This window comes from Acetobacter indonesiensis (assembly GCF_000963945.1).
Classification (GTDB): Bacteria; Pseudomonadota; Alphaproteobacteria; order Acetobacterales; family Acetobacteraceae; genus Acetobacter; species Acetobacter indonesiensis.
Genome location: NZ_BAMW01000016.1, coordinates 1 through 24,099, shown reverse-complemented (window position 1 = coordinate 24,099; position 24,099 = coordinate 1). Strand labels below are relative to the sequence as shown.

Annotated in this window: 22 protein-coding genes, 2 tRNA genes and 1 pseudogene; 16 read left to right on the top strand and 9 right to left on the bottom strand. The window is 53.2% G+C overall.

What is annotated here, in order from left to right; translation table 11 throughout:
- Positions 1-34: 34 nt before the first annotated feature.
- Positions 35-109, top strand: a tRNA-Val gene (locus tag Abin_RS06465).
- A gap of 91 nt (positions 110-200) precedes the next feature.
- Here Abin_RS06465 and Abin_RS06460 read toward each other — a convergent pair.
- Together Abin_RS06460 and Abin_RS06455 are read right to left on the bottom strand one after the other, a co-directional pair.
- Complete coding sequence (locus Abin_RS06460) at positions 201-671, bottom strand: hypothetical protein (protein WP_048845548.1); 471 nt, start codon at positions 669-671, stop codon at positions 201-203.
- A gap of 261 nt (positions 672-932) precedes the next feature.
- Entirely contained in the window at positions 933-1,529 is a 597-nt protein-coding gene (locus tag Abin_RS06455; RefSeq protein ID WP_048845547.1) for an acetate uptake transporter, read from the bottom strand.
- Positions 1,530-1,833: 304 nt separating this feature from the next.
- On the opposite strand from Abin_RS06455, the gene Abin_RS06450 reads away from it, so the two are divergent.
- Positions 1,834-2,583 (top strand): glycosyltransferase family 25 protein, encoded by a 750-nt coding sequence (locus Abin_RS06450; protein ID WP_084593498.1) that lies wholly within the window; start codon positions 1,834-1,836, stop codon positions 2,581-2,583.
- A gap of 582 nt (positions 2,584-3,165) precedes the next feature.
- On the opposite strand, the gene Abin_RS06445 is transcribed toward Abin_RS06450, so the two are convergent.
- Positions 3,166-3,978 (bottom strand): phage tail tape measure protein, encoded by an 813-nt coding sequence (locus Abin_RS06445; protein ID WP_258027417.1) that lies wholly within the window; start codon positions 3,976-3,978, stop codon positions 3,166-3,168.
- Positions 3,979-4,112: 134 nt separating this feature from the next.
- Positions 4,113-4,580: a Holliday junction resolvase RuvX gene (ruvX, locus tag Abin_RS06440; protein WP_048845544.1), complete on the bottom strand. Its 468-nt coding sequence runs from the start codon at positions 4,578-4,580 to the stop codon at positions 4,113-4,115.
- A 78-nt stretch (positions 4,581-4,658) separates the two neighbouring features.
- On the opposite strand from ruvX, the gene gatC reads away from it, so the two are divergent.
- From gatC to Abin_RS06420, 4 genes are all read left to right on the top strand, one after another.
- Entirely contained in the window at positions 4,659-4,946 is a 288-nt protein-coding gene (gatC, locus tag Abin_RS06435; RefSeq protein ID WP_048845543.1) for an Asp-tRNA(Asn)/Glu-tRNA(Gln) amidotransferase subunit GatC, read from the top strand.
- A 1-nt stretch (position 4,947) separates the two neighbouring features.
- Positions 4,948-6,435, top strand: a complete 1,488-nt coding sequence (gatA, locus tag Abin_RS06430) for an Asp-tRNA(Asn)/Glu-tRNA(Gln) amidotransferase subunit GatA (RefSeq protein ID WP_048845542.1) — start codon at positions 4,948-4,950, stop codon at positions 6,433-6,435.
- Positions 6,432-7,886 carry an Asp-tRNA(Asn)/Glu-tRNA(Gln) amidotransferase subunit GatB gene (gene gatB / locus Abin_RS06425; protein WP_048845541.1) on the top strand — a complete coding sequence of 485 codons (1,455 nt, stop codon included), beginning with the start codon at positions 6,432-6,434 and terminating at the stop codon, positions 7,884-7,886. The genes gatA and gatB overlap by 4 nt, the downstream gene beginning before the upstream one ends.
- A gap of 114 nt (positions 7,887-8,000) precedes the next feature.
- A tRNA-Ser gene (locus tag Abin_RS06420) sits at positions 8,001-8,092 on the top strand.
- Positions 8,093-8,285: 193 nt separating this feature from the next.
- Here the strand turns inward: Abin_RS06420 and Abin_RS06415 are convergent.
- Positions 8,286-8,708: a tyrosine-type recombinase/integrase gene (locus Abin_RS06415; protein ID WP_255319412.1), complete on the bottom strand. Its 423-nt coding sequence runs from the start codon at positions 8,706-8,708 to the stop codon at positions 8,286-8,288.
- A gap of 485 nt (positions 8,709-9,193) precedes the next feature.
- Here Abin_RS06415 and Abin_RS06410 point away from each other — a divergent pair, with 485 nt between their 5' ends.
- Positions 9,194-9,511: a phage baseplate plug family protein gene (locus Abin_RS06410; protein WP_052948175.1), complete on the top strand. Its 318-nt coding sequence runs from the start codon at positions 9,194-9,196 to the stop codon at positions 9,509-9,511.
- A gap of 2 nt (positions 9,512-9,513) precedes the next feature.
- Here the strand turns inward: Abin_RS06410 and Abin_RS06405 are convergent, their stop codons facing one another.
- Together Abin_RS06405 and Abin_RS06400 are read right to left on the bottom strand one after the other, a co-directional pair.
- A complete protein-coding gene (locus Abin_RS06405) occupies positions 9,514-9,732 on the bottom strand; it encodes a restriction endonuclease (RefSeq protein WP_048845540.1) in 219 nt (72 codons plus the stop codon).
- 31 nt (positions 9,733-9,763) lie between these two features.
- On the bottom strand, positions 9,764-11,350 hold the full coding sequence (locus Abin_RS06400; protein ID WP_048845539.1) for a hypothetical protein: 1,587 nt from the start codon (positions 11,348-11,350) through the stop codon (positions 9,764-9,766).
- A gap of 570 nt (positions 11,351-11,920) precedes the next feature.
- Between Abin_RS06400 and Abin_RS06395 the strand changes: the two genes are divergently transcribed.
- The 9 genes from Abin_RS06395 (at position 11,921) to Abin_RS06355 (ending at position 21,156) form a co-directional block, all read left to right on the top strand.
- The gene (locus tag Abin_RS06395; RefSeq protein WP_048845538.1) at positions 11,921-13,168 is read left to right on the top strand and encodes a PepSY-associated TM helix domain-containing protein; all 1,248 of its coding nucleotides are present in this window, start codon (positions 11,921-11,923) and stop codon (positions 13,166-13,168) included.
- Complete coding sequence (locus Abin_RS06390) at positions 13,165-13,416, top strand: hypothetical protein (RefSeq protein WP_048845537.1); 252 nt, start codon at positions 13,165-13,167, stop codon at positions 13,414-13,416. The genes Abin_RS06395 and Abin_RS06390 overlap by 4 nt, the downstream gene beginning before the upstream one ends.
- A complete protein-coding gene (gene exbB, locus Abin_RS06385) occupies positions 13,413-14,159 on the top strand; it encodes a tonB-system energizer ExbB (RefSeq protein ID WP_048845536.1) in 747 nt (248 codons plus the stop codon). Before Abin_RS06390 ends, exbB begins: the two co-directional genes overlap by 4 nt.
- A gap of 5 nt (positions 14,160-14,164) precedes the next feature.
- On the top strand, positions 14,165-14,653 hold the full coding sequence (gene exbD, locus Abin_RS06380) for a TonB system transport protein ExbD (RefSeq protein ID WP_048845535.1): 489 nt from the start codon (positions 14,165-14,167) through the stop codon (positions 14,651-14,653).
- Positions 14,650-15,522: an energy transducer TonB family protein gene (locus Abin_RS06375; RefSeq protein WP_371862241.1), complete on the top strand. Its 873-nt coding sequence runs from the start codon at positions 14,650-14,652 to the stop codon at positions 15,520-15,522. The genes exbD and Abin_RS06375 overlap by 4 nt, the downstream gene beginning before the upstream one ends.
- A gap of 45 nt (positions 15,523-15,567) precedes the next feature.
- Positions 15,568-16,086, top strand: a complete 519-nt coding sequence (locus Abin_RS06370; RefSeq protein WP_048845533.1) for a transcriptional repressor — start codon at positions 15,568-15,570, stop codon at positions 16,084-16,086.
- Between the two features lie 96 nt (positions 16,087-16,182).
- Positions 16,183-19,410 (top strand): efflux RND transporter permease subunit, encoded by a 3,228-nt coding sequence (locus tag Abin_RS06365; RefSeq protein WP_048845532.1) that lies wholly within the window; start codon positions 16,183-16,185, stop codon positions 19,408-19,410.
- Positions 19,411-19,650: 240 nt separating this feature from the next.
- Positions 19,651-20,103 carry an RNA polymerase sigma factor gene (locus tag Abin_RS06360; RefSeq protein ID WP_158319891.1) on the top strand — a complete coding sequence of 151 codons (453 nt, stop codon included), beginning with the start codon at positions 19,651-19,653 and terminating at the stop codon, positions 20,101-20,103.
- Positions 20,104-20,202: 99 nt separating this feature from the next.
- Positions 20,203-21,156 (top strand): FecR family protein, encoded by a 954-nt coding sequence (locus Abin_RS06355; RefSeq protein ID WP_048845530.1) that lies wholly within the window; start codon positions 20,203-20,205, stop codon positions 21,154-21,156.
- Positions 21,157-21,194: 38 nt separating this feature from the next.
- Here the strand turns inward: Abin_RS06355 and Abin_RS06350 are convergent, their stop codons facing one another.
- Both Abin_RS06350 and Abin_RS06345 read right to left on the bottom strand, forming a co-directional pair.
- Positions 21,195-23,645, bottom strand: a complete 2,451-nt coding sequence (locus tag Abin_RS06350) for a TonB-dependent siderophore receptor (RefSeq protein WP_084593497.1) — start codon at positions 23,643-23,645, stop codon at positions 21,195-21,197.
- Positions 23,646-23,918: 273 nt separating this feature from the next.
- A pseudogene (locus tag Abin_RS06345) lies at positions 23,919-24,099 on the bottom strand (IS5/IS1182 family transposase); the annotation flags it as partial.

The window sequence follows — 24,099 nt, the reverse complement described above, 5'->3', positions numbered from 1 at the left end:
AAGAAGGATAGAACGCGCCCCAGATAAAGATCGTGGGCGCATAGCTCAGCGGTAGAGCACTACCTTGACATGGTAGGGGTCACAGGTTCAATCCCTGTTGCGCCCACCATCTTTATCCGGCAGCTTTGGCTGCTCCAGTTTTCCCAAAAACCTATCCATGTCAACGCAATCTGCCAGTTATGGGCAGGGACGCTGTTTTTTTAGTCTTCAAGCTGTTCTTTCTTTTTTTCGCCTTCAGCTTGGACGCTTAATTTCAAGTAAATACCCAAAGACAGAACCATCAGCGTGGCAACCAGAAGCAAGGCTGCTGGGTAAACCACCGTTGCGGCTCCCTCTCCGCGGGTTTCAAAAACACCGACCAGGCCTTCAACAAACACAGCAATAATAATGCTGGTAATGAATTTGGTCAGGCTGACACGGGCTTCAGCAAGGGTGTGCTTGCCGCGTGATAGAATCACTTCTTCTTCCATGAAATATTTGGCCACATCAAAAACGGCCAGTGCAATCACCACGTAGCTGATGGCATGCACAACGGCCGTCTGGGCAGATTGCCATGACCGGTGAAAAAGCTGGGTGACAAGATCAGAAAGACCAAACCCGACCAGCAGGACAGCCAGCAACATAAGCAGAATACTGGCGGCAGCAAATGTTGTGCGGGCGAGGATATGCATGGTGACTTCTCTTCTTCCAGACAGCGTTACGCCAAGGATGAAGGACATAGACGTTTATAAGGCGCGTTTGTTCCCACTAAGAAAGACCTATTGCCAACCCAGCACATGGTTTTATGCGCAAAGTAGCAGACAATGCTGGCACTTTACCCAAACACAAAAACCCCACCCAAATGTAAAGGGTGGGGTCTGTGATGTCGGTTTAGTAAGAAGCGGAGAATACAGAGAACAAGTCAGTCAGGAGAACCTAACGTGTATGCCGGATCAGGCCACAGCCACGCGCAGTGGCGGAGAATAGGGGCCAACGGGCAGCACGGCGTAATGAAACTGTGCTTCCAGAATTTCTGCTGCTGCCAGATAGATGGCTGACAGGCCGCAGAAGATGCCTTCATATCCAGCAATCAGGGTCAGGCTGGGTTCTGCCAGCAGGTCACCCAGTCCCAGCAGTACAAATAGCACAACCAGAGACGCGAAAATTGTCTGATGCGCCCGTGTTGCACGCAGCGTGCCAAGGAACATGATGAACGTGAACAGTCCCCACACCAGCAGATAGCTTCCCATCAGGCTAGGGTCTGTGGCCGGAGCAATATTGAACTTGGGCAGGGCGATCAGCGCGACCAGAGACAGCCAGAACGCGCCATAGGCGGTAAAAGCGGTCAGGCCGAACGTATTACCCTTCATGAATTCCAGAACGCCTGCAATAATCTGGGCAAAGCCACCAAACATCAGGCCCATGCCCAGAATGGCCGCCCCCATGGGCACCAGTCCTGCATTATGAAGGTTAAGTAAAACGGTTGTCATACCAAAGCCCATCAGGCCAAGAGGGGCGGGGTTGGCAAGGAGTGTGTCAGATTGTGCCATTGTTGGAACTTCTGTTCTTGTTGTTATGACACCTTCATAGCTGAAAATCTGACTGACCCCTTCATAAAATCGGCAAGTATTGCCGTAACTTTTATTTTACAAAACGAATTGCTTTGTTCTTTCGTTTGAACTGCCTTTCTCTAATCACAACAAGAAAAATTTCTTTATTTAAGAACAGTCTAACTAAAAAAGAAGCCGGGGCATTGCGGCTGTGGAGTTGAGTATTGACGTATGGTAGATGATGCTCACGCCGTTATGATAGATGGCGTAGGGTCAGACCAAGGATAACCTTCAGGATGCCAGCATGAAGCACTATGTTATCAACTTGAAGTCCAGACCCGACAGGCTCTCTAACTTCTTGAGAGACAATAAGCCCCACGCAGAGAAGATATCTGTTTTTGAGGCAGTCGATGGGAAAGTACTCTCCAGATCTGATCTTGTGCAGGCTGGTCTGGTTCTGGAAGCTAATTGTTATGATGCAATAGGCCTGGCCGTTGCGTTATCTCACATACAGTTATGGAAACTGTGTCTTGAAAGCGGCCAGCCCATAACAATTATGGAAGATGATAGTGTTCTGACGGATGATTTTTTTGATATTCAAAAAGATCTGATTACTCAAAACCCAGATTTCGATATTTTTGTATTTGGATTTAATTCCGATTGGCCGTTGGAAATATCGTTTGGCAATGGTCTGCCAAAGGCCACGGTGCTGTTTGAGAAAGAGAAAGAACAGTTTCTAAAAAGCAAAAGCTATGGAGCCCCTAAAATAGAGGCGTTTGCAGGGTGCTGTTGCTACACTATCACCCCAGCCTGCGCGGAAAAGTTTCTACAGATGCTGCTTCCGCTTGATGGCGGGTTTTACCCTCTACGGGTTTTTTCTGCTTTGTATGGCGGAGACTTTACACGGACAGCCTGGAAAAATTCAGGCATTGATGTTGCTATCAGTATGTGTCTGCACCGGGTCAATGGGCGGGTGTGTCTGCCGCCGATTGCGGTCCCACACAATGATTGGGCCGACTCATCCTTTGACCGAACAGACCATCAGGCCACTTGATCGGCGGGTGTTCGCTGTTAATTCCCGAAAGCGCTTATTGTGCGGCCTGCGGCGGGCTTACCGTTTGTAGGGTACCCGTTACTGGCGCCGGAGCACGACTCACTGGCAGGCGGGGGTGTTGGTCAGGCTGCTGCCAAATATAAAGCAATGTTTCCTGCCACATCTCCCGTCTGGCTTCGCGCCATTTTTCGTTTGTCTTCAAGACAGGCAGACGTTTTGTAAAATAAGGCATGAGACCTTCCTACGCACTTTCTGGGCGCGGTTTACTCTCTTTCGTGTCTCTGGGGTGTGACATTTCAATGAAAACCCAATTGAAGAAAATTTCTTAATAAAAGTCAGAAACAAGCCACATTCATGCCATGTAAGCAAAGATTAATAAGAGAAACAAAAAGGAGAAATCATGACAGTTTTTGAAGAATACTATCACGCACTAAAAAGTATTTTTTTAAGATTTATCAGTTTTTTACGCAGTAAGCGTCAAGCAATGAAAAAGAGCCAGAAAGCCTTGCCCTGATGAAGAACCGCGAGGCCAGTAAAAAAGCGGGACAAGCATAAGCCTGCCCCGACAAATCCTAGGCGATCTTACTTGCTATCGCCCGAAAATGTGTTGCTGATGTCCTGGCCAGCCTGCTTCGTCCAGTTTCCAATTTTTTTGCCTGTGCGCTTGCCCCAGTCTTTGGTGGATTGCGCAGCATCTTCCGTGCCGCTTTTGGTTTTATCCCACGCTTTGTCAGCGCCATCCTTTGTTTTGTCCCACGCGTTTGCGGTTCCGTTTTTGGTCTTGTCCCAAGCCTTTTCGGAACCATCCTTGGTTTTATCCCAAGTCTTGTCAGCGCCGTTCTTCGTTTTGTCCCACGCGTTTGCGGTTCCGCTTTTGGTCTTGTCCCAAGCCTTTTCGGAGCCATCCTTGGTTTTATCCCAAGCCTTGTCGGCGCCGTCCTTTGTTTTGTCCCACGCGTTTGCGGTTCCGCTTTTGGTCTTGTCCCAGGCTTTTTCGGAACCATCCTTGGTTTTATCCCAAGTCTTGTCAGCGCCGTCCTTCGTTTTGTCCCACGCGTTTGCGGTTCCGCTTTTGGTCTTGTCCCAGGCCTTTTCGGAACCATCCTTGGTTTTATCCCAAGTTTTGTCGGCGCCGTCCTTTGTTTTGTCCCACGCGTTTGTGGTTCCGTTTTTGGTCTTGTTCCAGGCCTTTTCAGACCCTTCTTTGGTTTTATCCCATGCCTTGGCTGTGCCCTGCTTCGTCTTATCCCACGTATTGGTGGTGGCAGAGCGCGTGTCATTCCATGCACGGTTTAGGGTGCCCTGTTCTTCTGCATGCGCAGCGGGCAGGGACAGTGAAAAAGCAGCCGCCCCAAGCAGAGTCGTGGCAAAAGTGCGGAAGGTGATATGCGCCATAAATGGCCTCCAAATACGAATTACGTGTTGGATATGACCATGAAAAGTGTTTGTGGCAAATATGAGGACACGCCCTGAAGGCCTTGATTCCAAAGGCATCCCAAACAGTTTGTTTAAGTTTTTACGTGCAGGGTTTACGCTCTGGGAAGGCTGTCCAGCGCTGCTTGCAGAATGTAGGCGGCGGCCAGTTGGTCCACAACGCCTTCGCGCTTTTTGCGCGATAGATCAGCCTCCTGAATCAGCATCCGGTTCACGGCGGAGGAGGAGAGCCGTTCATCCCACAGGCAAACCGGTAGGTCTGTCAGGTCAGAAAGCGCCATGGCCCAGTCTTTGGCGGCTTGTGCTGCCGGGCCAAAAGAGCCGTCAAGCGAAAGGGGAATCCCGACAACCATGCCCCCAATCCCATGACGCGTAGCCAAGGCGCGGATATGCGTTGCCATTTGCCCCAGTTTGCCGCGCTTCACGGTCTCCAGCGGTGTGGCCACCAGACGGGAGACATCGGAAAGCGCCAGCCCAACCTGTTTGCGGCCGGGGTCAACGCCCAGAAGGCGGTCATCGCGGGTCAGGGTAGCGGTCAGGTCAGTCAGATTAAGAAGTGCCATGTCTGCACGGTATGTTGCCTTGCGCCCGATTATGCTAGGGCTTTTTTCCCCTTAATAGCGTGAAGAGAGTCTGCTTTCATGTCGCTTGACCTCGCGACCACCCGACGTATTGCGAAACTGGCCCGCATCGGCCTTGCGGATGCCGAACTTGAAACCGTCCGCCAGAAGCTGGATGGCATCCTGGGCTGGGTTGATCAGCTGTCCGAGGTGGATGTTGAGGGCGTGCCCCCCATGGTCGGCACGGAAATGGAAGCCCTGCGCCAACGCGAAGATGTGGTGACAGACGGTAACTGCCAGCAGGCCGTTCTGTCCTGTGCGCCAGAAACATCTGGCCCTTTCTACACTGTGCCCAAGGTGGTTGAATAAGATGCTGACCAGACTGACCCTTACTGAAGCACGCGCAGGCCTAGCCGCGCGCAAGTTTTCGGCCCGTGATCTGGCTAAAGCGCACCTTGACGCCATTGATCGCCTGAACCCGAAGCTGAACGCCTATATTACCGTTCTGCCTGAAAAAGACGTGCTGGCCGCAGCAGACGCGGCAGATGCCCGTTATGCCAACGGCACGGCCCGCGCCATGGAAGGGCTGCCCGTTGGTGTAAAAGACCTGTTCTGCACCAAAGGCGTTAAAACCACTGCCGCCAGTAAAATTCTGGCCAATTTCATTCCCCTTTATGAAAGCACGGTGACGGCCCGCCTGCTGGATGCGGGGTCTGTTTTTGTAGGCAAAACCAATCTGGACGAATTCGCAATGGGTTCGGCCAACATCACGTCCGCATTTGGCTCGGTGCTCAATCCGTGGCAGCGCAAGGGAGATGAAGCAACGGCTCTGGTGCCGGGTGGGTCTTCCGGCGGGTCTGCCGCTGCGGTGGCTGCTGGGCTGGCACTGGCCGCAACCGGCACGGATACCGGAGGCTCAATCCGTCAGCCAGCCGCATTCTGCGGTATTGTTGGCCTGAAGCCTACCTATGGCCGGTGCAGCCGCTGGGGCACGATTGCCTACGCAAGCTCGCTTGATCAGGCTGGCCCTATGACACGCACCGTGGCCGATGCTGGCCTGATGCTGGAAGCCATGGCCGGGTTTGATGAAAAAGACAGCACCTGCTCCAACCGGCCGGTTCCGGCATTCGCGCAGGCCGTTGGCAAAAGCGTGAAGGGTCTGCGGGTTGGTATTCCGGCAGAATATCGTGCGCCCGGTCTGTCGCCTGAAATTTCCGCCATGTGGGAGCAGGGGATTGCGTGGCTGCGTGACGCCGGGTGCGAAATTGTGGATGTGTCTCTGCCGCATACCAAATATGGTCTGGCAACTTATTACATCATTGCGCCGGCTGAATGTTCCTCCAACCTCGCGCGTTATGACGGTATCCGGTTTGGTGTGCGGAAGGATGCCCCAACGCTTGATGGCGTTTATGAACTGACCCGCGCCGAGGGCTTTGGTGAGGAAGTGCGCAACCGAATCCTGATGGGCACCTATGTGCTGTCTGCCGGGTATTATGATGCGTATTACCTGAAGGCGCAGAAGGTGCGTACACTGATCAAGCGCGATTTTGTGCAGGCGTTTGAACAGGTTGATGTGCTGTTGACCCCAACGGCCCCCAGTGCTGCTTTTGCGCAGGGTGAAAACGCGGATGACCCGGTGCAGATGTATCTGAACGATATCTTCACCGTGCCCGCCAGTATGGCCGGGGTGCCAGCCTTGTCTGTGCCTGTGGGGCTGGATGCCAAGGGGCTGCCTTTGGGTCTCCAGATTATTGGTCGCCATTTTGATGAAGAAACCGTGCTGTCTGTGGGCGGCGCGCTAGAGGCTGCTGCGGGCTTCGCCCACACGCCCACCCTGCATGCGGAGGCAGGTGCATGAGCTACATAATCGAAGGTAAAACAGGGTCTTGGGAAATTGTGGTCGGGCTGGAAGTGCATGCCCAGATCATTAGCCATTCCAAACTGTTCTCTGGCGCATCGACCAAATTCGGTGGAGAGCCCAATTCGCAGGTCAGTCTGGTTGATGCGGCATTTCCTGGTATGCTGCCCGTTATTAACCGCGAATGTGTTGCGCAGGCCGTGCGCACTGGTCTGGGGCTGAACGCCCGCATCAATTTGCAGAGCCGGTTTGACCGTAAGAACTATTTCTATGCTGACCTGCCGCAAGGTTATCAGATCAGCCAGTTTGAACACCCGATTGTCGGGGAAGGTTCAATCGAAATCGAACTGGCGGGCGGCGAGACTCGTCAAATCGGCATCACGCGCCTGCATATGGAACAGGATGCGGGCAAACTGCTGCACGATCAGGACCCAACGCGGTCATTTGTTGACCTCAACCGGTCTGGTGTTGCGCTGATGGAAATCGTCAGTGAGCCCGATATCCGCGCACCGGAAGAAGCCGGAGCCTATCTGCGCAAACTGCGCCAGATTCTGCGGTATCTGGGCACGTGTGACGGCAATATGGATGAAGGCTCCATGCGGGCGGACGTCAACGTATCCGTGCGCAAAGCGGGCGAGCCTTTCCGCACGCGGTGCGAAATCAAGAACGTCAATTCCATCCGCTTTGTCATGCAGGCGATTGAAATTGAAGCCGCGCGGCAGGTTGAAATCTGGGAAAATGGCGGTGAGGTTGATCAGGAAACCCGTCTGTTTGACCCAGGCCGGGGTGAAACCCGCACCATGCGCTCCAAAGAAGATGCGCACGACTACCGCTATTTCCCGGACCCTGACCTGCTGCCTCTGGTTATTGAGCAGGAATGGGTTGATGGCCTGAAAGCCGCTTTGCCAGAACTGCCCGATGCTAAACGGGCCCGCTTCCAGCAGCAATACGGTGTGCCGTTCTATGATGCCGGTGTGCTGGTAGCGGAACAGTCCGTGGCTGACTTCTTTGAAACCGTGGCCAAGGGCCGTGATGGCAAGCTGGCCGTCACTTGGGTAACGGGCGAACTGTTCTCTGCCCTGAACCGAACCGGCCGCACCATTGAAAACAGCCCTGTCAGCGCAGACGCGCTGGGCAAGATGCTTGACCTGATTGCTGACGGCACCATCAACGGCAAAATTGCCAAAGATGTGTTTGAAGACATGGTTGAAACGGGTGAAAGCCCTGATGCCATTGTTGAGAAAAAAGGCCTGAAGCAGGTGACGGATACCGGCGTAATTGACGCAGCGGTTGACGCCATCATGGCCAAACATGCTGACAAAGTGGCTGAATACCGTTCTGGTAAGGACAAATTGTTCGGGTTTTTTGTGGGTCAGGTCATGAAGGAAACCAAGGGCAAAGCCAACCCGGCCCTGGTGAATGACGCCCTGAAAGCCAAACTGGACGCCTGATTTTTACCGGGATGTAAAAATCCCTAAAAATAAGCTTTTAGGGGGTTTGACGGAATGCTCAGAACCCCCTAAAAGCACCAGTGCAAACGTCGTGTATCTTTACACTCTTCTTGCGGAGGGGTGGCCGAGTGGCTGAAGGCGACGGTTTGCTAAACCGTTATACGGGTTAAACTGTATCGAGGGTTCGAATCCCTTCCCCTCCGCCAAATAACTCCCTGATTTCTGTAAGTTATTTATATTCCACCATAACGGTTTTGTGGGTCATCACCCCACAAATTAATTTGCGCATGTGGGGATTATTGTGGGGGGCTTATTCGAAAGCCCCTTGTTCAGACCCTAACTGAACTCGCTCTTGCTCCTCGACGGTGAGGTAACCCAGATAGTTTTGCTCTGTAACTTTTACGCTGCTTTGACCAAGATTCCGCGAGAGTCGATAAATGTTTCCCCAGATTTAAGCCAACGCAACGCGAATGCATGACGAAGGTCATGTACGCCAAATCGAGGGAAGAAAGGATTTTCCTTCAGTATGCGTCTCTGGACTTGGCCTACATTAGATGAAAAATTGGCATACGCTTCTTTTGTGGCCTCGCTCACATAGAGCAAGCCCTGTTTGCGTCCACTCTCCAAAAAATAGGTCGCATCGCCACCCGGCGTTGCCCAGGCTATAGCGCGGGGGCGACTGGTCTTAGTCTTGGGGAGGAGAATTTGTTGGTTCTTGGAATCGATCTGTGAACGCGCCAGATTTACAGCTTCTGCCAACCTCATGCCGGTCATTGCGAGAACGCCTAGTATCCCGGCCACCCCGGCCGGGGCAGCCTGCATCACAATTTCAATTTCCTGAAGTATTGGCGGTCGCTTAGGCTCGCGCTTCTCTCTCTGATAATCGTTCTGTCAAACGATTGAACCGGGTTATCTGTGCGTCAACCGATAGAGCAGCAGAAACTCATCAGGCGAGATAGTGCTGTTAGATTCCGCTGTATGGATGCGTTTGAAATATCCGTTCCGCATTCCTTCCGAGATAACTTGCCGCCTGACTTTCTGTCTCTAACCCAATCAGCGATATCTCGAGTACCGATAGACGCAATAAGTAAGGCGGAGAACATTCCATTGAAATTGCGAATGCTGAAAAGATACCGCGTGTGCACAGAGGGCTTCACCCCAGAAAGCCCCTCTGAAGCCCATCGAACAACGGCTGCGGGCCAAGATTCTTCATCAGGTATACCAATGGCTGTTCGCTCGATCTTAGTTCGAATTGCCTTTATGCGTCTTTCAGCTTCCCGTACATCAGTTGTTCGTAGGCTTTCTCTGTGGCGCTTGCCGCTGATAACAATTTCTGGGATCAAGACCCGGATACATTCAAGCGCACCCCGAAATATAAGGACATCGTTCTCTCAGCCAACATTCAGCCTGTCAGCAGCACGGATCTTGAGTTTGTGGATGGGATCAACACGCAGGGCTACTCCCGTGCTGTGTTTCTGAATGTTCCCTGCCGTGACAGGGTAGGTCTGGTTCAGCGTAAATATCTGGGCTTTACGGGGGAATTGACGTTCCTAGACACACAGGGGACGTCAGACCCGCAATATACGAGCCTGAATGACCGGTGGTTATTGGTTTATAGTTACTGATTCTATTTTTTGGAAAAAGAAAGAAGTTCATTATGATGTAAAAGGAAAACATCATTTGTTTTGACTAAATGTTGTGCGCTTACGGTATACGGCGCGTTAGATACAACGGTCGAGAACTGGGCGCTGTAATGTTTTTGTGCCGCAGAAACCTGCTGTACAGCCGCATAACCCACGGCAGACACAACGACGAAAGCGCCGACGTAAATAGACAGGCGTATCATTATGCCTCCTTCCTTTTGTGTGCGGCTATGCCTAAATTTTCCTTAGTGCGCAATATGTTATGCCTCTTTCATAGCTAGACAACCGCAGAGAGAAAGTCTTGCACGAAGAAAAATCAATCTTTAACGAGTAGTGATCTTTAAATTTATCTATAGCCCAATTCTTCGCATCAGAATTATTTATGTCCTCGAATAAAACATACTGATTAGGCTCTCTATTATGAGGAATAAATTTATAATAATTATCCCAATATAGTTTACTTCCAAAATCAAACATCCCTCTATTTATCTGGATAATATGACCATTCGGAATTATTGCAGGATAAATCCAAGCGGAGAAAAAATTTGCATTAAAAAGAATATCCGCATTTCTAATTTCAACTGGAATATTTCCTGATAAATACGGAGTTTTGTAACTACCGCGACCCCAATCAGGTATACCTCCAATATAACTAATAGCAACCAATGGCACAGAGCACATAAAAGCAACAAAATTGGCGTTATTTATTTTTATTTTTTGCATATTAATTATTTCAATTATGGCTGAACATATAATTATAGGGCATATCAAGTCTGTTGATATAAAATATCTATATACTCCAAAAACGTACTGCCAAACATAGAATGATAAAAAGAAAAATAAATACAGGAGATTAATTTTCCTTTTTAGGGATTTAATCAATCCTGTTTTCGATATGGAAATTGAAAAATAAATTACAAGAAGAATAAAGCAAAACATACTTGAGTAGCAAGTTAGATTTTTGTCGTTAACTGCTGTTACAACTCGGTTTATATGCTCAGCAAAATAAAACGGGTATATGATCTTTTCCAATCCTTCAGTTTGGAAAAACATCATGTCGCGGGTCGCATCCTTATCTAAAGATGCATACGGAGAATGGAAAATATTATTAAAAAATGGGAACAGGGGGCTTCCGTACACTATATAGAGTTTATAGCACCACCACCCTGTAGAAATTAGCAAACCAGTAACGGTTGTTAAGCAGAAACAAAAAGATTCTTTCACTTTTTTTGAATAATATATTAAAATTATAGAGAGGAAAACAGGTATATATAGAGCAGAGGTTAGCTTTAGACCGGATGCAACCCCAATAACTAAACCAGATATTGATATATATTTATATTCATTCTTACCAAGGCCATATAAAATAAAGCATAAAGATGACAAGATAAAAACAGACGTTATATTATCATGCATGGAAGAACCAAGTTCTCCAACAAAAAAAGTGCTTCCGAAGCAGCATAATGCGGTTATTGCTAATTGTATTTTCTTGTTTTCGATGAAGTATTTAGAAATATACATAATTGGATAAGCTACCAAGCCTTGCAGAGCACCCATTATATAAGCAAGCAAATAAGGATTTAGATGCCTGGTTGCTAAGTAGAAAGCTACATCAAGGTATGGGTTTAAGTAGCTATGCGCACCGGCAGGCCCTAAATCATACCCCAGTCGGTTACTTAGTAAAGCATAAGCATTATAAAGATGGTAATTCCATACATCCCCATTTGTATCTTGCCTCCTTAATACCGAGAGGAAACCAACCAATAAAGAAAGAAAAAGGGGATAGAAAATGAATAATTTATCTACGATGCGTTTTATCATTTTTCCTCAAACCAATAATAAGCATGGCGTTGCGCCTGCTCATCTGCTTCCGAGAACGCGATTATGCCATTAATGACATATTGCATAGATATAAATCTGAAATCGTTTGCGGCAATTTGGTCTTTGTATTTTGACTAGCGATAGCCGTCACTTAGAGCGCGTTTTAGTGGTGTTGGATTGGGAGATTTATCCACCTCTTTCGCCCAAGCGTCAGCGTAGAAACGAGCCACTCTTTCGGGGGTGGCAACGCTGACGTCCTTACTGTTCTCCCCGATAATCTGGAACAGTTTAACGCGGTCTGGGCGGATACAGGCACAAAACCGTTACAAGTCCATTTTGGGTAAGACACAAAATATCGAAAAAAATGAAAATATACTCCCGCCGATCGTCTTAGATAATGAGAAGAATGAGTTCGGTTTTCAATCTGGAATAAAGTGCTTGTGACATAAACTTGCATGTAGTTGTGCGTCGTGTTGAGCAAGTCGGCGAACAAAGGGTGAGGGGAGAGGTTTTGCGTATATTTTATAGTTGCGATTCACTCTTACACGCATTTGTGAGTATGCAGCCTTCATGACGAACCGCACGCTTCGCCACTGGTTTGTCGTCCATAAATGGACGAGCTTGGTCTGTACGCTGTTCCTGCTGATCGTATGCGTAACGGGCCTGCCGCTGCTGTTTTCCGAGCAAATCTGGAACACGTTCGTCGGCGACGATGATCCACCGTATGAAGTTCTCCCGCCCGGAACGCCAAATGCCAGTCTGGATGTCATAGTGGAGAAGGCAAGGGCGCTTTACCCCGGCCAGATCATCACCAATGTTAATCCGGACGACGATGAACCGGCTGTTCTGATCTCGATGGCGCCAAGCTGGCAGGCACTGAAGGACGACGAGAATTATCCGGACCGCAGTTCCGGTCATTGGATCAAATTCGATGCCCGCACGGCCAAGGTTCTGGAGCAATCCCGTCCGGCGGACTCCCCCAAGGAGCCGCGCACCTGGACCGGCATCATTATGGGCGTCTGCAATCGCCTGCATAACAGTTTGTTCGCGTATCTGCCCGGTCGCCTGTTTCTCGGCCTCATGGGTGGCGTCTTTGTTGCATCCCTCGTGTCCGGCACGGTGCTGTATGGCCGCTTCATGAAGCGGTTGCCGTTCGGCTCGGTTCGCCGGGATCGCGCGTCACGCCTGACATGGCTGGACCTGCACAACCTGCTGGGGACCGCCACACTAGTCTGGGCGACGGTGGTGGGCTTTACGGGGTTTGTGAATGAACTCCAGACGCCGCTGTTCGGCCTGTGGCGCGTGACCGATGTACGGCAGATCCTGAAACCTTACGCCAACCTGCCTGTGCCTTCGCAGGATCATCTATCCTCCGTGCAGGCAGCCTTCGACACGGCGGGCAAAGCCGCCCCCGGTAACGAGGTGACGGGCCTGTCCTTCCCCGGTGCCTCCTTCGGCAGCCCGGTGCATTACGTGCTGTGGACACGAGGCGCGACACCGTTGCGCGCCCGGCTGTTCACTCCGGTGCTGGTCGATGCCCGCACGGGTGAGCTGACCGGAGCGTACCCGATGCCTTGGTATCTGCGCTTCCTCGAAATCTCTCGCCCTCTGCATTTCGGTGATTACGGTGGTATGCCTTTGAAAATCCTCTGGGCGCTGCTCGATAGTGTCGTGATTGGTGTGCTGGTCAGCGGTCTGGTGCTGTGGGCTGGCAAACGGAAGATCGCCACGGATGCCCGGCTGCGGGCACTGGGGTATGATCTGGAGGATGCTAAGGATACGCCTGTTTCTGTCTTGACAGGGGAGGGCGCGCGATGAACGCCTTGCGATCCGAAACGCCCCAATCATCCTTTGCAGCATTTCCGTTGCGTGCTCCGGTTGCTGTCTGGCCGTGGCCGATCGCATTGGGTCTGCTTACCACCTTCGGCCTGCTCTCTGCTCTGCTGGGCCAGCACGGCATCTGGCTGCTCCTGTCGTGGGCGGCCCTTTCCATTCCCCTCATCGTTACGGTCATCTGCCTGATCCGGGCATGGAGCCGACCGTCTTCCAAAGGAGGTCTCTCATGACCGATCTTGCTCCTATTTCCTTTTCTCCGTGGGAGATGTTCCTTAACGCTGGCCCGGTCGTTCGCTGCGTGATGATCCTGCTGGCCGTGGCTTCGCTGCTGACCTGGACGATCTTCATTGCCAAATCGCTCGAGCTGCTGCGCTTGCGGATGAAGCTGACAAAAGCCGAACAGACGCTGGAGCAGGCCAATACGCTGGATCTCGGCGAGGAAGGCACCCGTCAGAACGGTATCGCTCACACACTGGTCATGGCCGCCGAGACGGAACGCGCGCGGTCCCAGGACATTCCCGATGACAGCGACGGCCTGAAGGAACGCATCGTCCTGCATCTGGAGCGTCTTGAAGCCGCCGAGGGCCGCAAGCTCATGCGTGGCACGGGCGTGCTGGCCACCATTGGCGCAACGTCTCCTTTTATCGGTCTGTTCGGCACGGTCTGGGGGATCATGACCTCATTCACCGGGATCGCGGCCAGCAAGGCGACCAGTCTCGCCGTTGTCGCCCCCGGCATTGCCGAAGCCCTGCTGGCGACGGCGCTGGGTCTGGTGGCCGCCATCCCGGCCGTGGTGATCTACAACCATCTCGCCCGCCAGACGGCTTCCTGCCGCGCACAGGTGGCTGATCTGACGTCACTGGTCATGCGTCTTGTCTCCCGTGATCTGGGGCGCATGCAGGCGCTGACGGCCAGCGGACAGGTGGTGCGGCTTGGCGCATCGCGTGACACCCGTTCGGTCGCGGGGGAGTAGGCGGCATGATCCGCATCCGTCATACCGATGAGAACCCGCATGAGGCGAGCGAGATCAACGTCACGCCGTTCATCGACGTGATGCTTGTCCTGCTGGTGATCTTCATGGTTACCGCCCCGCTGACCACGGTGAACGTGCCGGTCGATCTGCCGTCCTCGTCCGAAAAGCCGACGCCGCGCCCGGATGATCCGGTGTTTCTGACAGTGAAGGCCGATCATGGTCTGGCGCTGGGCGAGGACGACATCAGTACCGATGCGCTTCCCAGTGCGCTGGAAACGGCGACAAAAGGCAAGAAGGACGAGCGCATATTCCTGCGCGCCGACAAGACGGTCGATTACGGCACGCTGATGGGCGTGATGGATAAATTGCGGTCCGCTGGTTATCTCAAGGTCGCCCTGGTCAATCTGCAGGGGCAGGAAGAAGGGAGTGAAGCCGGCTCCACGCCTGTACCGTCCGGCAACGCTGCTACGCCAGCATCTGGAACAACGCCGTGAGCAGCACCGCGGACATGGTGCAGGGGCAGGGTGAGACTGTCGAAAGCTCCTCCATGTCCTTTGCCGACTGGCAGCGCGGACAGTTGCGGCAGTCCCGGCGTGAGGACACGATAAGGTGGGGCCTGTCTTTCCTCGCCGTGCTCGCCGTTAGTGGTGGGGCGGTCTGGTGGGTCATGCGGCTGCCCCCGCCAGTCATGGCCGTGCCCGAACCACCACCGGCTGCGATTGCCATCGACATGGCCCCCGAACCGCTCTCCACTCCAACCCCGCCCACTGATCTCCCTCCGGGACCGCAACAGACCCAGTCCATCCCGGATCCGGCTCCGGTCGAACCGCCCAAGATCACGGCTCCGCCGTCACCTGCGCCCAATCCGCCAGTGCCAGTTCCCAAGCCCGAAAGGCCAAAGAAGCTGGTCAAGAAACATAAGCCGGTGCCGATGCTCAAAAAGCCGATCCCGGACAAGACGCCACCCGCCGAGGCGACAACAGCACCGCCTTCTTCGGAAGCTCCTCCGGCTCCCGCACAGGCCGCTCCGGCTCCCGGTGCGTCGTCGTCCAAGGTGTCACATGATCCGGTCACCTGGCAGGGGGCTTTGCTGGCGCAGCTTGAAAAGTTCAAGCGCTATCCGTCTGACGCCATGGCCGATCATCAGGAAGGCGTGCCGACGGTGACCTTCTCCATGGACCGCAAAGGCCATGTGCTTTCGGTGACACTCGCCAGCTCTTCTGGCCATCCTCTGCTGGACCAGGAGGCAGTCGCTCTCCCAAAACGTGCTCAGCCATTACCCATCCCGCCGGACAGCGTCGCGGGAGATCCCATTACCCTGACGGTCCCCGTCGAATTCTACATCCATGCCGGTGAAAACTGAGGTTTTCGACGTTTTCTTATCTCTGATCGTGACAGGATCAAAACCATGCTCGCTTTCTCCGAACATCGCCGTTCTCCGCCCGCCCTGAACCAGATCCGCCCCGGCATGGGCGCCAGCCGCAGTGCCGTGCGTAGGCTGGAAGAACGCAGCGAGGAAGTCGGCATCAAAATGACCGATCTGCGGCGCATCCTGTTCCACGGTCTTCTGGAAGCCGGACCACACGCGACGGCGTTAGAAATCTGGAAAACGCTGTGCAGGATCATGGAGCAGGGACACGTTCCCTCTCAGGGGTCTATCCAGCGTAACCTGAATTTACTCGTAGAACGCGATATCCTACGCCGTGACGTCACACCTGACCGGCTGTGGCGCTACAGCGTGGCTCCGGAGCCCAGAGCAACTCTCGCGATTACCTTCGTGGAGGCTGATACCGGACGGAAGATCGCCTGCAACGCGCCTGAAGTCGCGACCCTGCTGCGTCGGGTGGCTGCCGAGCATGGGCTGGCCGTGCAGGCTGCGGCCATCACGGTCACATCGTCAGCCGGGCAAGATTTGAAAGCCCGCTGAAAGAAGGCGAAGATTTTTTTCGCTTTGTCCGCTGAAAAACTGCCTGCATCGATCGTCTAATAGAGTGAGCCCTCCCGCAGGGACGGGACATTTTCCTTGAAATTCATCGCCTGGTTTGTCTATCGCCCGGTGGCGACAACGTTGCTGCTGCTCTCCGCTGTGCTGTCGGGATTGATGGCGCTGTCCCATCTGCCGGTTTCCGACCTGCCCGATGTGGACCTGCCGGTGATCTCGGTTTCCGCCTCCAACGCTGGCGGCTCGCCCGAAATCATGGCCCGCACGGTGGCTGCACCGCTGGAGCGCCATTTGGGCAATATCACAGGCGTCACGCAGATGATGTCCTCCTCCACGCGGGGGGAGACCTCCATCTCGCTGGGGTTTGAATTGGGCCGTGATCTCAACGGCGCAGCGAGGGACGTGGAAGCGGCGATCCGCGCTGCCCGGCACGACCTGCCGACTACGCCAGGGTCCGATCCCAGCTATCATCGCGCCAATCCGAATGCGACGCCGGTGCTGATCCTTGCAGTGACACCGGGCATGCAACCCATGTCCCACCTGTATGATCTGGTGAACACCACCCTGCGGCCCATGCTGCTACAGGTGCAGGGGGTTGGGGATGTGATGCTCATGGGCAGTTCTGCGCCCGCTGTGCGGGTGGAGATGAACCCGCTGTTGTTCTTCAAATATGGCATGGGGTTCGAGAATCTGCGCGCAGCTCTTGCTTCGGCCAATGCGCATACACCGAAGGGCGTGATCGACATGGCGGGCCAGCGTTACCAGTTGGCCGTGAACGATCAGGCCGATCATGCCGCAGCATATCGGGATCTGGTGATTGCCTATAAAAATGGGCGCCCCATCCTGCTGCGTGACGTCGCGACTGTCACTGACAGCATGCAGGACGTGAACGCGGCCGCCTTTTTTGACGGCAAACCGGCGCTAACGCTGATGGTGCGCGCCCAGCCGGGAGCCAATCTGGTCGGCATTGTCGAGGCCGTGAAAGCGCGCCTCCCACAATTGCGGACACTGATACCACCCGGCGCGGATATCGCCGTGGCGCGGGATGGCTCGGCTGTGATCCGGTCCTCCCTGCACCACACGCTGGTAACACTGCTGGCCTCCTGTGTTCTGGCGCTGGTCGTGGTCTGGATGGTCCTTCGGTTCTGGACCGCATCCATGGCAGCCGCGATCATTGTGCCGTGTTGCCTGATCGCCAGTCTCGGACCGATGCATCTGGCGGGGTTTGGGCTCGACAATCTGTCGCTCGTGGCGCTGACGGTGGTCACGGGGCTGGTAGTGGATGACGCCATCGTGGTGATCGAGAACATCATCCGCATGCGCGAGCGCGGGCTGTCCATTGATGACGCCGCCATTGCCGGGGCCAGCGAAGTGGCGTTCACACTGCTCTCCATTACCGTCTCGGTGCTGGCGGTGTTCCTGCCCATTGGCTTTGCCCCCGGTCTGACGGGACGGTTGTTCCGGGAGTTTGCCGGGACGGTCGGGATCGCCGTGACGGTGTCGCTGGTCCTGTCCTGCGTGGTCACACCATGCCTGACGGCGCTGTGCATGCGCTTTGCCGAAAACAGAACCGCCGTGCATCCAGAAGTGGATGTCGCAGATTTTCTGGATCATGAAAAACACAGAGGCAGTCTGTATCGTCGCACCCTGGAAGTCTGCCTGAGCCATCCCGGCAAGACCGCGCTGCTGCTGCCGCTGACCCTGCTGGTGGGCGTGGTCCTGTTCACCCGTATGCCAAAGGTCGTGTTCCCGCGTCAGGATATCGGCATTGTCTCGGGCGGGTCGCGTGGCAGCGGTAGTTCACTGGCGCAGACAAAAGAGCGGCTGGAGCGGTTCAGCAGGGTGCTGCTGGAAGACCCGGCCGTCAGCCATGTCATCGCCTATCTCGATACCGGCGAAGGCTCCAGCCACGGCATGGTGTTCGCCACCCTGCGCGATCTCTCCACCGGGCGCGCTTCGGGAACGGAAGTGGCGGCCCGTGTGGTGGCCCGGATGGGGAAAGACATTCACGCCGAATATCACGCACAGGCGCCCGGCAACATCATGATGCGAGTCGGCTCGAACAGCAGCGGGATCAGTTACATCCTGCGCAGCGAGGATGACCGGCTGCTGGGACCGGCGACACGCAGGCTGGCGAAAGCCCTGCGCCGTCACAGGGAGTTCACGGATGTGGACCCGGATGTAGATCCGCCGGGGCAGGGCATCACGCTGGCAATCGACCGTGATACCGCTGCCCGTGTCGGTGTTACGCCACAGGTGATCGGCAACACCCTGTCCGACGCGCTGGGCCAGACCACGGCCTCGGTCGTCTACACCACACACGGGCAGTATAACGTGGTGCTGACCGTGGAACACCGCTTCCAGCGTGATCCTGAAATCCTGAAGCAGTTCTGGATCAGCCCCTCGGGCGGCTCCGCCTCGGGCAGCTCGGCGTCCAACACCATCCGGGTCGTGACATCGGCTGCGGCCAGCACCACAACCTCAACGAGTGCCACGGCATTCAAAAACCAGATCGCCAATTCTCTGGCGGGGGGAGCCAATGCCTCGACCGGATCAGCAGTGGCGACCGGGGCGGAAACGCTGGTGCCGCTGTCGGTCGTGGCTCGCATTGCCCCTAGTCTCGACCCGGTGGCGGTTACCCATATCGGCTACGCCAGTTCCGCCTCCCTGGCGTTGGAACTGGCCTCCGGCGTCAGCCTGTCACAGGCGCAGGCGATCATCGATCAGGAATGGCGCAGCCTGCATCTACCGGCGAGCATCATGGGGGAATTACAGAGTGACGAAGGTGATCTGGACAAAAGCACGTATGACAGCGAAATCCTGATTATCGCGGCCGTTCTGGCTGTCTGGATCACGCTGGGCATGCTGTACGAGAGCGTGTGGCATCCACTGACCATTCTTTCCACCATTCCCTCGGCCGGAATCGGGGCCGTGGTCGCGCTCGACCTGTTCGGCCTGCCGTTCTCGGGTATGGCGGTGATCGCCATGCTGCTGCTGACCGGCATTTCGCTCAAGAACGCCATCCTGCTGGTGGATTTCGCCATCCATGCCGAACGTGAACGCGGCATGACGCCGCGGGGCGCCATCCGCGAGGCGTGCCTGCTGCGCCTGCGGCCCATCGTCATGACCACCTTTGCCGCCGCTCTTGGCGCGCTGCCACTGGTGCTGATGGGCGGATACGGCGTGGAGCTGCGCCAAACATTGGGCATCGCGTTGATTGGTGGCCTGCTCGTCAGCCAGGCCCAGACCATGTTCACGACCCCGGCGCTCTATCTGCTGGTGGGGCGGCTTATCTGGTGGGGAAGATAAATTATATGTCTGATGGCAGTAATACGATGTTGTATTCCACATGACTTGGGTCTCATCCGGCATAAAACGGGGTTTGCCAGAACTAAAATTTACTTGCTGACAGCAGGTTCATGTTCTGCGTAAGAAGAATTTGCGAATGATTCTTAAAAATGATAGGAAGCCTTAGCTCTCATTGGATACCGGCATCAAATGCAGGACACAATCGCCCTTCTAACAGATATTATTGTCGATGAACGGCATGTGCTTTTGCGCCTGATGTACCGTATTATTCGTAATAAAGAAGCAGCAGAAGACGCTGTACAGTCTCTATTTGAGAAAATCCTGCGTATTGAGCAGCCAGGCCTAATTACCAACCCCAAAGCCTATCTTTACCGTTTGGCCTCTAACCTTGCCATTGACCATGCCCGTCGTATCGGGCGGCAGGATGATGTGCAGGACAGTATTCACGACCTGCTTTGGCTGGAAGATGACAAACCTTCAGCAGAGCAGTATACGGCTGCAAAAAAACAGCTCGAAAATGTTGAAAATATTATAGATACCATGCCAGAACCCATGAAAACCTTTTTCTATCTCAATCGTTTCCAGGGCTTGACGCAAACTGAAATTGCCAGCCGCCATGGTAAATCTGTCTCTATTGTCAATCGTTATATTCAGCAGGCTCTGGAAAGGTTGTCTTGCGCCAGAGATAAATGATACTCTTTTGTCAGGGTCAGGACGTGTCACTATCCTGCTGATTATCGCCGTGATAACTTGATAATATGACAATAAAAAACAACTGAGTACGGACAAACCTTGATCAGCGCGCGCAATGAGATAGCAAAAACTGCACGGTCCTGGATTGTTCGCATGGCATCAGGCAAGATGACAGCGGATGAACTGTCTGATTTTCAAAAATGGCGTGATCTCTCCCCTGAACATAACAGAATTTTTGAAAATGAGCGCACACTCTGGCGTAAGCTTGCTGTTACACCCCTGCAAGACCACGCCTTGCAGGTTGCCGCGCACCGTCTGCAGCGCAAGCATAAATTTAAAACACGTCTTTATACTCTGACTGCACTTGCTGCATCGACAGTCTTTTTGTTGTACACACCCACCCTCAAACTATGGTGGCAGGCCGACCAATGGACCGGCACGTCTGTTCGCACGGTCATGTTAGCTGATGGCTCCGAGGCTGTTCTTGATAGCAATACCGCTATTACGGTGCATTACACAGCCACCCGCCGGGATATCGGTTTACTGCGCGGCAATGCTCTTTTTAAAGTTCGGCATGACCCTGCTCGGCCTTTTCAGGTTGCAGACAGATACGGCAAGGTAGAGGACATCGGCACTGTTTTTGAGGTGCGGGACGAGCAGGAGAAAGTGAGCGTCTCGGTTCTTCAGGGGTGTGTTGATGTGCATGGTTCCCAGCCCCCCCGTGTTGCAGCGCGCCTGCACGAAGGGGAGCGTTTTACCTATGGCGGGCATGGAGATGCTGTATTTGAGAAAAACATAAGCCCGGACGATATTGCAGTCTGGGCGCGCGGTGAGCTGATGCTGGATAACGCAACAGTAACCGAGGCTGTGCGGGCTCTGGCACGCTACCTGAATGGTGCGGTGTATGTTTGGAGAGAAAAAGGAAAAGATACCCGAATAAGCGGCTCTTTTCGTCTGGACCGGATAGATGATGCACTCAAAACCATTGCGGCTACCGCAGGGCTGAAAATGCTTTATCTCCCCGGTCATATTCTGGTGTTGCGGCCTTTATGATAACGCAAAAGGCCGCTTGAGCAGACTGTAGGGTATGCTCACCAGTGGTAACCAATCGTGCCATAAACAACGCGCTGGTTACCATAGTGGCAGAACCGGGCTGAACCACATTGAACATACGCATTATTTGCAAAATTTGTCATGTTCAGGCGAAAATTCAACCCTTTTACAGCTTTAAACACGTCTCCCGCGTTCCAGCTCATACCTGTGTCAAACAGTATAAAAGAAGGGTTTCGTAAAGAGTTGGCTTGGTCAGCCCAGCTTTTATCTTGATACCGGACACCAAAATTGACCGAAAGGCCAGGGGCAAGGCTTTTAGGTAGGTGGTAGTCAAGGAAGCCTGATGCCGCATTGGTAGGTTGCTGCACAAGGCGTTTACCCAAAAGAGAAACACTTTCACCAGAAATGGTGTTGCCTGTTAAAGTTGTGCGCGCATTGTAAACTTTATTCCATGTATAATTCAGAATAAGGTCAAGCCCCTGTGCAAGATTGGCATGGGCTGAAACTTCAACCCCCCGCGATTTTACCTGCCCTATCTCGCTACTATATTGTGGAAAATAAGGGTCACTGACCAGCACATTATTTTCAGAAAGGTCATAATAAGCAACGGTCATAAAAGACTGAAGGTGCGGGATCTGATATTTCAGTCCAACCTCCCACTGGTGTCCGCTTAGCGGATCGGGTTGAACAAGGTTTCCTGCGCTATAAACCTTCCCGGTTTGCGGCATGAAAGATTTTGAATAATTGAAGTAGGGAGCAAGCCCAATTTTGGAAACATAATTGATGCCAGCATTCCATGTAAACGGTCTGTTAAACATTTCTCCGTAACCATTCCAGTCCTGCCGCCCGGCAAGGGTTACATAAAAACGCCGCCAGTTCATCTGGTCCTGAAAGTAAATACCGTCTTGCCAGTAAGCATATTTTGCCGTTGTCGATTTACCGCCCGTAGCCTGAATATAATCTGAAAACGTATATTGGTTATAAAGCGGGTCAGTAATGCTGACAGCGGGGGCAGAAGCAAAACCCCAGCTTCCCTGCGACCATTGACCACGATAATCAACACCCACCAAAAAGGAGTGAGAAACAGGGCCAGTTTTTACTTTGTAACTCACATTTGCCGTTAACTGTGAGGAGCGCCCGTGTGAATCGCTATTACAAAATGCCGAGCGTTTCATGATGTTTTTTGTAACATTAACCGCGCCAGACATCAGGCTGCAACTTCCATCACTTTGTGCATCAAACCGCGCTGTTACATTAAACTGAAGGTTTTTTGTGAATTCATGGTGAAAAAGCGCTTCCAGCATATATTGCCGGTTCCAGTTTTCATTAAAAGCCGGGTCACCATAAAACCGTGAGACAGGTATGCGCCCTGTTGGGCTTTTAATCAGGCTGCCATAGGCGGGAATACCAATCCACGGGCTCCAGCTTTGTGGGTCATAGGCAAATTGCCCAATAAGCGTAATATCGGTTTTTCTGTCTATTTTCCATTCAATATCACCCTGTGTCGCAAGGCGTTTATAGTGGTTATAGTGTGTTTGCGAGCCTTGCGTCACACCCATGCCAATAAGCCGGTACAGCAAAGTACGGCTTTTGTTTAAAGGACCGCTCAGGTCGATCTGCCCCTGGTAGCGCCCGTAATTGCCAAAGCCAACATTTGCCTGCCCCTGCGCTTTTTCTGTTGGGCGCTTGAGTGTCATGTTTATCAGGCCGCCGGGGTTGGCCTGCCCATACATGACAGAAGAGGGGCCGCTCAGCGCTTCAATCCGGTCAAGAAAAAACGGATCGGTGACGGATGTGCCGTTCAAAAGGCCATCCACAAAAGTATAGGACTCAAACCCTCGTTGATGCACAGGCTGAAACAGGCTGGCCGAGGGTGTGCTGTCGTTTGCAGTCAAACTGACAACCCCGGGTGTATAACGCAGCGCAGCACCAATGGTCAGGGGCTGGAGGTCATCCATCTGCTGTCGGGTGACAACGTAAACAGACTTGGGAGTGCTGATTAAAGGTGTGTCCGTGCGGGTAGCAGATGCACTGCGCGTTGCCACAAACCCTACACCCGGCCCGTAAGCAGACTGTGCGTCCTGTATTGTCGCCGCTCTCCCCCCTACACGCACAGGCCCCAGCATGATGGCTGAATTCTCCTTGCCAAGGGTGGCACTATGCGCACCGGTGAAACGGGGCGCGAGGCCAGTGCCCGCCACCAGCCGGGCAAGTGCCTCCTGCGCGGTCATGGTACCAGATAATGCCGTTGAGCGGGCATTCCCTGCGGCAAGGGTGGGGTAGGCTACCTGCACACCAGATTGTTCAAGGTAGTGTTGCAACGCCGTGCGGAGTGATTGTGCTGGAATTGAAAAATGGTGTGTCGCTTCGCTGTTACTTTCTGCCGCATGAGCCGCCCGTGACAGCAGGCTAGGCGCGATGGTGGATATGAGGAGAGTAAGGTAAAGACTTACAAGAGGGGCTGACGCGTGGCGTCGTATATCATCCATCGGCTCTGGCTTCCTAAATGCAACTGAGATGTGTTCTCAAAAAGAGAGTCATAAAAGGAAGACGAAATGAAAGTGCGGGTCTTCACATCGGGGTAAGTTTTTTTTTGAGATTTTCTTTCTGCGGAAAAACGTCTGAAAATTATGCTGGCAAGTGTAGAATAATAAATGACGTATTCAATTTGTAGGGTGGAAGACTATATTAAAATTTTTAAATTATAGTTATAGATAAAATAAAATTTATACCGGGAAATATTGTATATTTAAGCTCAGGACTCATTCTTTAAGATAGAAGATGAAGCTTGCTGCGATGTGGATTGCGAACATGAAGGTATGAGCGCAGCGTTGGTATCGTGTTGCCACCCGTCGCCAGTCTTTCAGCTTTGCGAACATGTTTTCGATCAGATGACGCTTTTTATACAGATGCCAATTGTAAGGTGGCTTTGATTTCCTGTTT